Consider the following 13,464-nt stretch of genomic DNA (forward strand, 5'->3'; position numbering starts at 1 on the left):
CCCGCAACGCCCGCGGCAAGGGGCCCGAAGCGGTCGTCTTCGTCGAGTAATACGCTCGTCTCATCAACTCGAATATCCCCGAAGGGACAGTCAGGTCCGATCATGGATCCCGAATTTCATCGCATCCGGCGGTTGCCGCCCTATGTCTTCGAGCAGGTCAATTCGCTGAAGGCCAAGGCCCGCGCCCGCGGCGAGGACATCATCGATTTCGGCATGGGCAATCCCGATTTGCCGACCCCGAAGCATATCGTCGACAAGCTGGTCGAAACCGTAGCCGACCCGCGCACGCATCGCTATTCCGTCTCGCGCGGGATTCCGGGCCTGCGCCGCGCCCAGGCGGCCTATTACGCGCGCCGTTTCGGCGTCGAGCTGGATCCCGAGCGCGAAGTGATCGCGACCCTGGGTTCGAAGGAAGGCCTCGCCAATCTGGCCCAGGCGATCACGGCGCCGGGCGACACCATCCTGGTGCCCAACCCGTCCTATCCGATCCACCCTTACGGCTTCATCATCGCCGGCGCCGCGATCCGCTCGCTGCCGCCGATCGGGCCGGGGCAGGATTTCATGACGGTGCTGGAGCGGGCGACCCGCCATTCGGTGCCCATGCCGACGGCGATCGTGCTCAACTATCCGTCGAACCCGACGGCCGAGGTGGTCGATCTCGACTTCTACGGTCCGATCGTCGAATTCTGCCGGGCCAAGGGGATCTACATCCTCTCCGACCTCGCCTATTCGGAGATCTATTTCGACGGCAATCCGCCGCCCTCGATCCTGCAGATCCCGGGCGCCAAGGATATCGCGGTCGAATTCACCTCGATGTCCAAGACCTATTCCATGCCGGGCTGGCGCATGGGCTTTGCGGTCGGCAACCCGAAGCTGATCCAGGCCCTCGGCCGGATGAAGTCCTATCTCGACTATGGTGCCTTCACGCCGATCCAGGTCGCCGCCACCGCGGCCCTGAACGGCCCGCAGGACTGCGTCGAGGAAGCCCGACAGATCTACAAGTCGCGCCGCGACGTGCTGATCCCGGGGCTTGCCGATGCCGGCTGGAAGGTGCCGTCGCCGCCCGCCACCATGTTCGCCTGGGCGCCCATTCCGCCCGCCTTCGCCCATCTGGGCAGCCTCGAATTCTCGAAGCGCCTGCTGACCGAGGCCAAGGTCGCGGTGGCGCCGGGCCTCGGCTTCGGCGAATACGGCGACAGCCACGTGCGCATCGCGCTCGTGGAGAACGAGCACCGCATCCGCCAGGCCGTGCGCAACATCAAGCGCTTCCTGGCCGCGGCCGATCCGGCGGCTTCCGAGAAGAAGGTCGTGGCGTGACGAAACAGGCTCTTCGTCTCGGCGTCGCCGGTCTCGGCACCGTGGGTGGCGGGCTGGTGCGCCTGCTCGCCACCCATCGCGACCGGCTGGCGCTGCGCATCGGCCGGCCGATCGAGATCACTGCCGTCTGCGCCCGCGATCCGAACAAGGATCGCGGCCTCGGCAATGCCTTGGGCAGTGCCACTTGGTATGCCGACCCCGTGGCCATGGCCGCGGATCCCGCGGTCGACGTCATGGTCGAACTGATCGGCGGCGAGACGGTGGCCAAGGCCGCCGTCGAGGCCGCCCTGAGCAAGGGCAAGCCGGTGGTGACCGCGAACAAGGCGCTGCTCGCCCATCACGGCGTGGCCTTGTCCCGCATGGCGGAGGCGGCTGGCGTCGCCCTCAATTTCGAGGCGGCGGTGGCAGGCGGCATCCCGGTCGTCAAGGCGCTGCGCGAGGGCCTTTCGGGCAACCGGATCGAGGCCGTCTACGGCATTTTGAACGGCACCTCGAACTACATCCTGACCGACATGGCGGCGCGCGGCGCCAGCTTCGAGTCGGTCCTGGCCGAGGCCCAGGCGCTCGGCTATGCCGAAGCGGACCCGAGCTTCGACGTCGACGGTATCGACGCCGCCCACAAGCTCACCCTGCTGGCGAGTCTCGCCTTCGGCGTCGCGGTCGATTTCGACAGCGTGCCGGTCGAAGGCATCCGCGGCGTATCGGCGCAGGATATCGCCTTCGCCCGCGAACTTGGCTTCCGCATCAAGCTGGTCGGCATCGCCCGCATGACCGGGGAAGGGCTCGACATCCGCGTCCACCCGGTGATGGTGGCCGAGGGCTCGGCGCTCGCCCATGTCGACGGCGTCTTCAACGGCGTGGTGGTGCAGGGCGATTTCGTCGACCAGATGGTGTTCGAAGGGCGCGGCGCCGGTGCCGGGCCGACCGCTTCCGCGGTGATGGCCGACATCGTCGACATCGCCCTCGGCCTCAAACTGCCGCTCTTCGGCGTGCCGACCGAGACCCTGGTGCCGGCCAAAGTGGCGCCGGTCACCGCCCGGGTGGGGGCTTGCTATCTTCGTCTTTCCGTGGTTGATCGGCCCGGCGTGATCGCCGATATCGCCGCGATCCTGCGTGACGAGCGGGTTTCGATCGAATCCCTGCTGCAACGTGGGCGGGCTCCGGGCGAGGCCGTGCCGGTCGTCATCGTCACCCATGAGGTGGCCGAGGCCGCCATGGTGGCGGCGCTGACGCGCATAGGAAATTTGCCGTCGGTGCTGGAGCCGCCGACGATGATTCGCATTGAAGAGATCAAGCGCGCCTGAGGGCGCGCGGAATGGGTTTCAAGGAAGTTCGAAATGGCGACGAAGAAGACCACCAAGACCGCGCCCGCCGAAGTGACGGCGGACGACGACCGCGCCCTGGTGCTGGAACTGGTCCGGGTGGGTGAAGCAGCGGCGATCGCCGCTGCCAAGCTGGCCGGCCGCGGCAACGAGAAGGCCGCCGACCAGGCCGCGGTCGATGCCATGCGCACGGCCCTCAACCACATGAACATCCGCGGCACCGTGGTGATCGGCGAGGGCGAGCGCGACGAGGCGCCGATGCTCTACATCGGCGAGGAAGTCGGCACGGGCAACGGCCCCGAGGTCGACATCGCCCTCGACCCCCTGGAAGGCACCACCCTGACCGCCAAGGCCTGGCCGAACGCGCTCGCCGTGGTGGCGCTGGCCCGCCGCGGCCACTTCCTGCATGCCCCCGACGTCTATATGGAAAAGATCGCGGTCGGCGGCGGCTATGCCCCCGGCATCGTCGACATCGACCGCGACCCGATCGACAATCTGAAGGCGATCGCCAAGGCCAAGGGCGTGCCGGTCGACCAGGTCACCGCCTGCATCCTGGATCGTCCGCGCCATGCCGAGCTGATCGCCAAGGTGCGTTCGGCCGGCGCCCGCATCAACCTGATCCCCGATGGCGACGTGGCCGGCGTGATCGCCACGGCCGAGCCGGACACCGGGATCGACATCTACTTCGGTTCGGGCGGTGCGCCGGAAGGCGTGCTGGCGGCGGCCGCGCTCCGTTCGATCGGCGGCCAGATGCAGGGCCGCCTGCTGTTCCGCAACGACGAGGAAAAGGCGCGCGCGCTGAAGGCCGGCATCACCGACCTCAACCGCAAGTACGAGCTGGACGACCTCGCCCGCGGCGACGTCATCTTCGTCGCGACCGGCGTCACCAATGGTTCCATGCTGGAAGGCGTGAAGATCACGCCGCAGGGCATCACCACCCAGACCATCGTGATGCGCTCGAAGACTGGCACCGTCCGCTGGATCAAGACCCGCCACGGCAAGGCGAAGTAATCAGGTCCGGCGCCGTTCCAGCCATTGGGCGGCGCCGGCCCCCGCCGCTCGGCCGAGGCCGAGGCAGGCGGTGAGGAGATAGCCGCCGGTCGGCGCCTCCCAGTCGATCATCTCGCCGGCGCAGAAGACGCCGGGCAGAGCCTTCAGCATCCAATTCTCGTCCAAGGCGTCCAGGGCGACACCGCCCGCGCTCGAAATCGCCTCCGCCAGCGGGTTGGCGGCGAGCAAGGGCAGGGGCAGCGCCTTGATGCGCCGTGCGATCGCCGCCGGTCCGGCCAAGTCCGCCGGGGCCGCCCCTTCGCGCAGCAGGCCGGCGCGCACGCCGTCGAGCCCTGTGGTGCGGCGGATATGGTCGGTCAGGGAATGGCGGCTCTGGGGCTTGGCCAGCGCTTCCGCCAACTCTGCTTCGGTCTTGCCGGGGGCGAGGTCGAGCACGGCGGTGGCCTGGCCGTCCCGCTCCAGGGCGTCTCGGAGGGCCGCCGACAGGGCATAGACGGCGCCGCCCTCGACGCCCCGCTCGGTGACCACGAATTCGCCTCGGACCCGCTGCCCGCCGAAGGACAGGGCGACAGGCTTCACCGGCTGGCCGGCGAAACGGCGGCGGAAAATCTCGCTCCAGGCGACGGCGAATCCGCAATTGGCCGGCCGGAAGGGGATGAGGGCGACATGCCGGGCCGCCAGTTCCGGGACCCAGGCGCCGTCCGAGCCGAGTGACGGCCAGCTCGCCCCGCCGAGCGCCAGCACGACGGCCGCGGCGTTTGCGCGAACCTCGCCCGCGGGCGACGCGAAGCGCAGCGTGCCGTCGGCCGCGAAGCCCAGCCAGCGGTGCCGCACGCGGACCTGGAGGCCCTTGCCGCGCAGGCGGTGCAGCCAAGTGCGGAGCAGGGGGGCCGCCTTGAATTCGGCGGGAAACACCCGGCCGGACGAGCCGGTGAAGGTCTCGATGCCGAGGCCGGCACAGAAATCGCGGATCGCCGGGGGACCGAAGGCCCGGATCGCCGGCTCGAGCCGCGCCCGCGCCGGGCCGAAGCGCTCGAGCAGGGCGTCCAGGTCCTCCGCATGGGTAATGTTGAGACCGCTCTTGCCGGCCATCAGGAATTTCCGGCCGAGCGACGGCATGGCGTCGAAAAGGGTGACGGATGCCCCCGAATCGAGCAGGACTTCGGCCGCCGTCAGGCCGGCCGGCCCGCCGCCGATCACGATCGCGTTGGCTGGAGACATTTGTTAACCGCTTCCATGCTGTTCTGGGCCTTCCGTCCGGCGCAGGTCTAGCATGGGGCGGTGGCCTGTGCGACCGCTGCGCCAGCGCTCCAGAAGCGAGAAGATGAACCGTTCCGTGCTCAGCCGCTGGCTGCCCTTCCTGTTCCTGACTATTGCCATGCTGGGGCACTGGCACCTGGCGAGCGGGCCGGACGGTGCGATCGGTGGCCACCAATTGCTCGATACCGACAGCTATACGCGGCTGCTCCGGGTCTGGCAGCTCGTTCAGGGCGGCGGCTGGTACGACAATGTGGTTTATAAATTGGCGGCGCCGGACGGCATGCCGTTGCATTGGACGCGCCCCCTCGACCTCCTGATTCTGGGGCCGGCCCTGGCCGCCCATGCCCTGGGGGCCGATCTGGCCGACGCGGTCTGGTGGTCGGGCATGATGGTCTGTCCGCTGCTCCATGCCCTGTCTTGCCTGGTCGCAGTCTGGGCGGCGCGGGCGCTCTGGCCACGCGACGTTTCGTGGTTTGCCGGGCTGATCCTGTTCGCCCAGCCGGTCGTGCTGTCCTACGGCGCGATCGGCCGGGCGGACCATCACGTGCTGATTTTGCTCGCCGTGGTGGCCTGCCTGGGCGCCGGGCTGCGCGCCGCCATCGATCCGTGCCGGCGGTGGATGGCCTATGCGGCCGGCGCCTATGGCGGCTTCGGCATCTGGGTCGGGCCGGAGGCTCAGCTCGTGATCATGCCCCTCCTGGCTTGCTTCGGACTGCTCTTCGTGTTCGGGCGGGAAGAGGGGAGGGCGTTGGCCCTGCAGGCATTTCGGGCCGCCGCGGGGCTGATCGGGGCGCTGGCCTTGGCGATTCTCATCGATGTCAGGCCGGTGCGTTGGTTCATCGCCGACTACGATCGCATTTCCATCCTCCACCTGACCACGGCGCTGCTCGCCATGGCGGTGTTCGGTGGTGTCCTGGTCTTGGAACGTCGCACGGTCCGGTTGGGGTCGGGCGGGCGAGACTGGCTCCGCCGACTACTGCTGGGCGCCGTGCTGGCGGCCTGCGCCCTCGTCGTTCTGGCGGCCTGCTTCCCGGGCTTCGAGCGGGCCTCGCTCGAGATCGGCGATCCGGTGATGACCGCCATGATCGGTGCCATCGGCGAAATGCAGCCGATCCGCTTCTGGACCCGCGGCGGGTTGGCCGAATTCCTGATCGATGTCGGCGGCGTTTCTCTGGCCCTGCCGCTCCTGCCGCTGTATCTGCGGTCGGCACGGAACGGGCCGGTGCGGCGCGCCCTGGTCCTGCTGGCCGTGCTTGCCGCGGTCACGCTCTGGGCCGGGCTCACCTATCTGCGCTTCCTGGTCGAATATTCGGCGGTCGGTGCAGTCGCCGTCGCTGGCCTGATGTCGTTCGGCTCCCTGTGGTTCGAGCGCCTGCGGCCCCTGTTCAAGGGCGCCGGCCTGCTTCTCCTCGCTCTAGCGACGACCCTGTTGCTGCCGGCGCTGGGACGTCTTCTCGAGGTTCCCAAGGCGGGTGACGACAACAACTGTCCGGCCGGCCCGATGGCCGAATTCCTGCGTCGGGAACGGCCCGCCCTGACGGCGGCGCGGCCGGCGCCGGTGGTGCTCGCCGACAATGTCAACATCGCGCCGCGCCTCGCCTATGAGACGCCCTATCGATTTGTCGCGGCGCCCTATCACCGCGGAGTCGCCGCGCTGCACGACACCGCCGACGTCATGGCAGCGGAGGACGACGCGTCGGCCCGAGCGATTCTGGCACGGCGGGAGGTGTCGCTGGTCCTGCTGTGCAGGCGCCGGACTGCCGAACTATGGCCGGTCGACGAGGGCACACTGGCGCGCCGACTGCTGCGGGGAGATGTCCCGAATTATCTCAAAGTCGTCGATATTACATCCGAATTGGGGAAAAATTTCCTGCTTTTCGAGGTACGGCCGTGACCTGGAAAGGACGCATTAATAATTGCCGCGCATAGTCTCAACTAGGCGCCAGCGGATTGATCGGCGCTGCCGATATGCTACCAGTTAAGCGGGAACTGCAGGCTTTGCGGTCCTGAACAGGAGAGAGAAAATGCTTCGCAAGATGTTTGCTTCGGTCCGTCGTTCTTCCGAGCGCGGCGCCACCGCTATCGAATATGCGCTGATCGCAGCCCTCATCGCGGTCGCCGCGATCGCCGCGATGCAGCTCGTCGGCAACGGCGTCTCGAACACCTTCAACTCCGTGGCGGACAAGCTCAACTAACGCATCCACCACGCCGACTATCCTGATCGCTGCTCTGGTCGGTGCGGGTTTCTGCGACCTGTCCGGCAGTGCTTGCTGTCCGGTTGGAGAGTGGGGATTGCGGCCGTTTGCGTTCGGCGCCGGTAGGCCCGGTAATCACTGGGCTTGCCGGCACCTGACCTGCGCTCACGGCCGGCGCCAGGGCGAATCATGCCGTCCGGCCTGAAGGCCGTGAACGGTGTCGGTTGCGGGGTGAATCATGTCTGACGACAGGCGAGCGCCCTTGTGGCGACAGACAGATGCCGCCGGCCCGGAAACGGGGGCGACGGCCCTCGAGTATATCTTCATCGCGTCGATCATCTCGATCGCGGCAATGGTGGGGATGGCTGCGATCGGCGGCAAACTCGAGAACTATTTCGAGAGCTTCGCCAACGCCTTCAACTGACCGGCTACAGCGAATCGTATCGAGTGCGGGCCCGAGACCGGGTGCGCGACAAGCGATTCGGGAATTCGCCGTCGGCCGGCGTGACGACTGCGGCCCTCGCCATCGGCTCTTGCGTCAATCAACGGCATCATCACCGGAAGGACACCATTGCAGGTCGCGTCGCGCGTGACGCTGCACCGGGTGCTTGGCATCTCGATACGACCAGGATGCGAAGGCCCGCCTCCCCATTCTGACGATCGGGCATCGCCGGCAGGCCGAGACACCCGCCGCAGGGCGGCGGGCGGTGCCTCACGGCGTGATGACGCGGATGCTGCGGGCCGGCTGGGCGGCCGGATCCGGCGTCGCTGTCGGCGTCGGGGCGGTGCTCTCGGGCGCGGCAGCGGTGTCGGCAGGTTCGCCGGAAGCCGGGGTTTCGGTCGCGCCGGTGCTGATCACTTGGATGCTGCGGGCCGGCTGGGCGCTGGCGTCGGGGGCCGCCGCCGTGGCGGAGGCTGCGCCGTCTGGCGTGGCCGGGGCTGCGGGCTCTATGACCACAGGGCCGGTGGGGGCGGCAGCAGGGGCCGGCGGGCGGGCGTCGTAGATCACGGTGGCGCCGGCCGCGGGGTCACCGCCGGGGGCAGTGGGCGCCGGGGCTGCTTCACTCGCCGGGGCGCCGCCGGTCGTATCATAGATGACAGTGGCGCCGGCCGCGGGGTCGCTGGCCGGAGCGGATTCGGCGGCCGGAGCGGGCGCCGGGATCGTGTCGGCGGCGGGCGCTTCGGGAGTGCTCGTCATCACGGGGGCCGGAACGGCCGTCTCCGGGCTGGTGGGTGCGGCGGTATCGGGCGCGGCGGTGGTGGGCGCTGGACCGGCCGGTGCTGCACTCGCGGGCGCCGTGGCATAGGCGTCGGGGAAATTGTGCCGTTTCGACAGACGCTCACGCACGCTGCTGCAGCCGGCGAGCGAGCCGGCCACGCATAGTGTCACGATCACATAGGTTGCGACCCGGGGCATTCGGCCCTCTCCTCGGTTTCTCGATGCCCAACGGGTGGAACAGCGCGCCCTGAGCGTCAAGGGTCCGCCCGCGAATCGGGGCGGGAATTGGCGCCGAATTGGGGCTTGCCGCGGGACTTCGCGGGGGCCTCGACCTCACCGCCGAATGGCCCTAACGTCTGCGGCTGAAGAAGAGGCCGAAGGGCGGCCCGGAGGAGGCTCGTGAACATGAAAGAGTATCTGCGTTTCTATATCGACGGTGCCTGGGTCGATCCCGTGGTGCCGAAGACCCTCGACGTCATCAACCCGGCGACCGAGGAAGCCTTCGCCCGCATCTCGCTCGGCTCGGCCGCGGATGTCGACAAGGCGGTGAAGGCCGCCCAGCGCGCCTTCGAGACCTATTCCCAGACCACGCGGGAGGAGCGGATCGACCTCCTGCAGCGCATCCTTTCCGCCTATCAGGCGCGTTACGGCGACTTCGTCGAGGCGATCTCGACCGAGATGGGGGCGCCGCTCACCCTTTCGAAGAACGCCCAGGCGGCCACCGGCATCGCCCATCTGGCCAAGATGATCGAAGTCCTCAAGACCTTCGAATTCCAGGAAGTGCGCGGCACCACCGCGATCTCCAAGGAGCCGGTCGGCGTCTGCGGCTTCATCACGCCGTGGAACTGGCCGATCAATCAGATCGTCTGCAAGGTGGCGCCGGCCTTGGCCGCGGGCTGCACCATGGTGTTGAAACCGTCAGAGATCGCGCCGGTCGACGCCATCCTGTTCGCCGAAGTGCTGCACGAGGCGGGCGTGCCCGCGGGCGTCTTCAACCTGGTGAATGGCGACGGGCCGGGCGTCGGCCAGCCGCTGTCGGCTCATCCGGGCGTCGACATGGTCTCCTTCACCGGCTCGACCCGCGCCGGCGTGCTGGTCGCCAAGGCGGCGGCCGACACGGTGAAGCGCGTGCATCAGGAACTGGGCGGCAAATCCGCCAACATCATCCTTCGCGATGCCGATCTGAAGGCGGCGGTGACCGGCGGCGTGCGCGGCGTGATGGGCAATTCGGGCCAGTCCTGCAATGCGCCGACCCGTATGTTCGTGCCGCGCGAAACCCAAAGCGAGGCGGCGGCGATCGCCAAGGCGGTCGCCGAGAAGATCAAAGTCGGCAATCCTTTCGAGGACGGCGTGACCATGGGGCCGGTCGTCTCTGACGTCCACTTCAAGAAGATCCAGGGCCTGATCGCCAAGGGGATCGAGGAGGGGGCCACATTGGTGACCGGCGGCCTCGGCCTGCCGGAAGGGCTGAACAAGGGCTATTTCGTGCGTCCGACCGTGTTCGCCGACGTCACCAACGACATGACCATCGCGCGGGAAGAGATCTTCGGCCCGGTCCTGTCGATCCTGCCCTATGACAGCGAGGACGATGCCGTCCGCATGGCCAACGACACGGTCTACGGCCTGTCCGGCTATGTCCAGTCGGGCGATATCGAGCACGCCCGCAAGGTCGCGGCCAGGCTCCGCACCGGCAATGTCCACCTGAACGGCGCCGGGCCCGACTTCGGTGCTCCCTTCGGCGGCTTCAAACAGTCGGGCAACGGCCGCGAATGGGGTGAATTCGGCCTCGACGAATTCCTCGAGGTGAAGGCCGTGATGGGCTGGCAGGCGGCCTGATCCGGCCGTCGGACCGAGACCCCCGCCCGCGGCTTCGGGTCGCGGGCGGGACGCATTTTGCCCTCGCCCGGGGCCGCCCCGCTTTCTTATGATCGGCGGGATGCAGGAGCAGGGGACGCGAGATGGCACGCATGACGACGCGGCAGGGGCAGGACTATTCCGCCGTCGCGAAATTGCTGCACTGGCTGATGGCCGTGGTGATCGTGGCCGCCTGGATCTTCGGCTTCCTACAGGACGACATGCCGAACGGGCCGGAGCGGCTGGCCCTGATCAACACCCACAAGGCGATCGGCAGCACCGTCCTGGTGCTGGTGGCTCTCCGTATCCTGTGGCGCTTCTTCAATCCGGCGCCGCCGCTGCCCGGTGCCATGGCGACCTGGCTGCAACTGGCGGCGCGGGCCGGGCATCTCGTGCTCTATCTGCTCATGCTGGCCCTGCCGCTGTCCGGCTGGCTGATCAGCTCGGCCTTCGGCTATCCGGTGATGCTGGCCGGGCTGATCGAACTGCCCAGCCTGCTCGCCGAAAAGAACCCGTCGCTGGGCGAGCTGGTGGGCGACGTCCACGGCGCCATGGCCTGGTTCCTGCTGCTCGTGGTCGCCGGTCACGCCGCCATGGCGTTGAAGCACCACTTCATCGACCGCGACGAGGTACTGAGTCGGATGCTGCCGCGCCTGCCCTTCTGACCGGCGGCCTCGAAAGTCAGGCGGGCTTGAAGCGCCAGACCGCGGTCCGCTTGATTTCCGCATCTTCGAGGGCGCGGGAGACCGGGACTTCGTATTCGGCGACTTTTTCCAGCCGTTCGCGCGGCAGGTAGGAACGCCCGGGGTCGCCGATCAGGACTTGGCGTCCGGCGGTGGCGAGGTCGGCCAGCCAGTCGGTGACGCGGTCCGCCATCGGCCGTTCGTAACAGACGTCGCCCGCCAGGACGACGTCGCAGCCGAGGTCGATGCGGCCGATCCGATCGCCCGTGGCCAGTTCCAGGCGGACGTCGTTCAAGGCGGCGTTGAGTTCGATCGCGGTCAGGGCGAAATCGTCGATCTCATTGGCCAGGACCGATTCGGCCCCCGCCCTGGCGGCCGCGATGGCGACCACGCCCGAACCCGAGGCGAAATCGAACACCCGGCGCCCGGTGACGAGGGCCGGGTTGTCGAGGACGTAACGCGCCAGGGCTTGGCCGCCAGCCCAGGCGAAGGCCCAGAACGGCGGCGGCAGGCCGATGCGGCCCAATTCCTCTTCCGTGCTGTGCCAGAGTTCGATCGCCTCCGAAGCCAGGTGGAGCCTGATCTCGGGCGTGTGGGGCGGGGCCAGCACTTCGGTCTGTTCGACGACGAAGCGGCGGCGATCGACGATCGGTCGGTCTTCCATGATGCGCCAAGCTGGCTCAGTGCGCCTCCCGTGGCAAGAGTATGCAAAAGGCCCGACCGTTTCCGGCCGGGCCTTCACGCACGGTGTTCCGCGGCCCATCAGGCGCGGAAGTAACCGCCGCAGGCGCCGCACACGACGTCGACGTAGTAGTTGGTGTCGAGGCCGACGGTCCAGCCGACATGGCCGCACCAGGGGCACTGGGTGTAGCCGCTGTAGGCGGCCTGGCCTTCGGTCTCGGTCTGCGGCGGCTTGGCCAGCAGGATGCCGAGCTTGCTCTTGTCGATCGAGGCGACGTCCGCCGGATCGATCTTGGTGCCGCGCTTGATGGTCAGTTCGTTGCTCATGGGGTCTCTTCCTTCGTGATTTCGTGCCTGTGGCGGTTCGGGCGTCTGTGTCTTGCCTCGACCTGATGTGACTGTAGCCGGGTCCCCATCCACAAAAAGTGAGCAAGCTCACACTCCAGGGCCTTTTCGCATGACTAACGACGCGGGGCGCAGCCCGGCGGCCCGATACCGCATCACAAGATGAAGGGGGCGGCAGTTCTTACCGCCATTGCGGCAAGCTGCCGCATCGGACCGGGTACGACCGGCCATGTTCCCTGTCCGACGAGCCGAAGAATTCAGCAGCCCGGGTATACCGTTTACCAATTATCGTCCGTATTGAACCAGTTTGGTGGAACCGTGCCGCAGGTATTTCGTAATCCGGCGGCGTTCGAGGTCGCATTTTGTAGGGCTGTCACCGAAGATGAAATCCGAGCGGGCGATCAACCAACTTGGTTAATCGGATCTGGAGGAAGTTGTACCTGATTTGGGTAGATGTCGGTTGTTTCTGAATTGGCTAGAGTCATCGCCAAATTGGATGCAGCTAATTTTGACGATCTGCTCGGCTTGGGGCACTGCAACACTGATAGGGCACAGTACCGTGCTGACGAGGCGGGAAAAAATGCGATACGGACAGCGTGAGCCGCGGATGCCGGCGATGACCAAGCGACTGAAGATCATTCTTTCTTCGACGGCACTGGTTTCCACCCTCGCCATGGCGAGCTGGAGCACCGCACAGGACGCGGTGCCGGTCTCGGGTGACCAGTTTGGTTACGGCAATTCCGCGCTGGCCGGGGTCAGCGGCAGGCTCACCATGTTCGGCGGCGGTGACAGCGACGGCGCCATCTATGGCGGTGCCCCCTCGCTCGCTCTGCCGGTCGGCCAGGATTTCGCCGTGCAGTTCGACGGCATCGGCGGTGTCGCGGCGGACGAAGTGGGCTTCGCAGGGGTGGGCGCCCAGTTCTTCTACCGCAACCCGAGCCAGATGATGGCCGGCATCACCGGCGGTGGTCTCTATGTCGACGGCAACTGGCAGTACAGTGTGGCCGCCGTCGCCGAATATTACATGGACAACATCACCCTCGAAGGCCTGGCCGGCTATCAGTGGGGTGATGTCGCCGAGAAGGGCGTCTACGGTCGTGTCGGCGGTTCGCTCTATGTCAATCCGAACTTCCGCCTCGGTGCGGGCGTGGAATATTCGGAGGAGCAGCGCTGGGGTGGCGATCTGCAGGCTGAAGCCCTGCTGGAGTCGGTCCCCGGCATGGCGCTCTTCGCCTCCGCGCTCGTCGACGAAGACGGTGCGACCGGCATCGGCGGCGTCCGCTTCTACCTGACCCCGGCGACCACGCTGCTCGAAACCAGTCGCACCAAGCAGTCGTCCGACGGGGTCACCCTGATCGACTTGCATCGCAAAGGCGCGGCCCGTACCAATCTGTTCGAACTGGCCGGCTCGGCCTTCGGCCTGCGCACCATCAGCCGGGCGGCCGGCGGCCACTTCGGCGACGGCGGCAATGGCGGCGGCGGCAACGGCGGCGGCGGCAACGGCGGTAACGGCGGCGGCGGTAATGGCGGCGGCGGTAATGGCGGCGGCGGCGGTGGTGGCACCGGGTCGAACGGCC

13 protein-coding genes are annotated in these 13,464 nt (G+C 67.7%); 9 read left to right on the forward strand and 4 right to left on the reverse strand.

Translation table 11 applies throughout. From position 1 onward, the window contains the following. Window positions 1-102 precede the first annotated feature (102 nt). The 3 genes from WC493_RS17995 to glpX are packed head-to-tail and all read left to right on the forward strand — an operon-like array spanning window position 103 to window position 3,650. The gene (locus WC493_RS17995; RefSeq protein WP_373067038.1) at window positions 103-1,317 is read left to right on the forward strand and encodes an LL-diaminopimelate aminotransferase; all 1,215 of its coding nucleotides are present in this window, start codon (window positions 103-105) and stop codon (window positions 1,315-1,317) included. Continuing rightward, window positions 1,314-2,621, forward strand: a complete 1,308-nt coding sequence (locus WC493_RS18000; RefSeq protein WP_373067039.1) for a homoserine dehydrogenase — start codon at window positions 1,314-1,316, stop codon at window positions 2,619-2,621. Before WC493_RS17995 ends, WC493_RS18000 begins: the two co-directional genes overlap by 4 nt. Before the next feature lie 33 nt (window positions 2,622-2,654). Continuing rightward, on the forward strand, window positions 2,655-3,650 hold the full coding sequence (gene glpX / locus WC493_RS18005) for a class II fructose-bisphosphatase (RefSeq protein WP_373067041.1): 996 nt from the start codon (window positions 2,655-2,657) through the stop codon (window positions 3,648-3,650). Here glpX and WC493_RS18010 read toward each other — a convergent pair whose 3' ends face one another. Then, the gene (locus WC493_RS18010) at window positions 3,651-4,871 is read right to left on the reverse strand and encodes a TIGR03862 family flavoprotein (RefSeq protein WP_373067042.1); all 1,221 of its coding nucleotides are present in this window, start codon (window positions 4,869-4,871) and stop codon (window positions 3,651-3,653) included. A 103-nt stretch (window positions 4,872-4,974) separates the two neighbouring features. On the opposite strand from WC493_RS18010, the gene WC493_RS18015 reads away from it, so the two are divergent. The 3 genes from WC493_RS18015 to WC493_RS18025 all read left to right on the forward strand — a co-directional run bounded on the left by WC493_RS18015 (window position 4,975) and on the right by WC493_RS18025 (window position 7,529). Next, a complete protein-coding gene (locus tag WC493_RS18015; RefSeq protein WP_373067043.1) occupies window positions 4,975-6,804 on the forward strand; it encodes a hypothetical protein in 1,830 nt (609 codons plus the stop codon). 130 nt (window positions 6,805-6,934) lie between these two features. Next, on the forward strand, window positions 6,935-7,105 hold the full coding sequence (locus WC493_RS18020; protein WP_373067045.1) for a Flp family type IVb pilin: 171 nt from the start codon (window positions 6,935-6,937) through the stop codon (window positions 7,103-7,105). A gap of 262 nt (window positions 7,106-7,367) precedes the next feature. Next, entirely contained in the window at window positions 7,368-7,529 is a 162-nt protein-coding gene (locus WC493_RS18025; protein ID WP_373067046.1) for a hypothetical protein, read from the forward strand. A 288-nt stretch (window positions 7,530-7,817) separates the two neighbouring features. On the opposite strand, the gene WC493_RS18030 is transcribed toward WC493_RS18025, so the two are convergent. After that, complete coding sequence (locus WC493_RS18030) at window positions 7,818-8,522, reverse strand: hypothetical protein (RefSeq protein WP_373067047.1); 705 nt, start codon at window positions 8,520-8,522, stop codon at window positions 7,818-7,820. 207 nt (window positions 8,523-8,729) lie between these two features. On the opposite strand from WC493_RS18030, the gene WC493_RS18035 reads away from it, so the two are divergent. Both WC493_RS18035 and WC493_RS18040 read left to right on the forward strand, forming a co-directional pair. Further along, entirely contained in the window at window positions 8,730-10,160 is a 1,431-nt protein-coding gene (locus tag WC493_RS18035) for an aldehyde dehydrogenase family protein (RefSeq protein ID WP_373067049.1), read from the forward strand. Window positions 10,161-10,282: 122 nt separating this feature from the next. After that, window positions 10,283-10,843: a cytochrome b gene (locus WC493_RS18040; protein ID WP_373067050.1), complete on the forward strand. Its 561-nt coding sequence runs from the start codon at window positions 10,283-10,285 to the stop codon at window positions 10,841-10,843. 16 nt (window positions 10,844-10,859) lie between these two features. Here the strand turns inward: WC493_RS18040 and WC493_RS18045 are convergent, their stop codons facing one another. Together WC493_RS18045 and WC493_RS18050 are read right to left on the reverse strand one after the other, a co-directional pair. Then, window positions 10,860-11,525 carry a methyltransferase gene (locus tag WC493_RS18045; protein ID WP_373067051.1) on the reverse strand — a complete coding sequence of 222 codons (666 nt, stop codon included), beginning with the start codon at window positions 11,523-11,525 and terminating at the stop codon, window positions 10,860-10,862. Between the two features lie 98 nt (window positions 11,526-11,623). Then, complete coding sequence (locus tag WC493_RS18050; protein WP_373066004.1) at window positions 11,624-11,869, reverse strand: hypothetical protein; 246 nt, start codon at window positions 11,867-11,869, stop codon at window positions 11,624-11,626. 634 nt (window positions 11,870-12,503) lie between these two features. On the opposite strand from WC493_RS18050, the gene WC493_RS18055 reads away from it, so the two are divergent. After that, window positions 12,504-13,464 (forward strand): hypothetical protein (locus tag WC493_RS18055; RefSeq protein ID WP_373067052.1); only part of this gene is annotated, 961 nt, incomplete at its 3' end.

The sequence above is a fragment of the Zavarzinia sp. genome (assembly GCF_041650655.1).
Lineage (GTDB): Bacteria > Pseudomonadota > Alphaproteobacteria > Zavarziniales > Zavarziniaceae > Zavarzinia.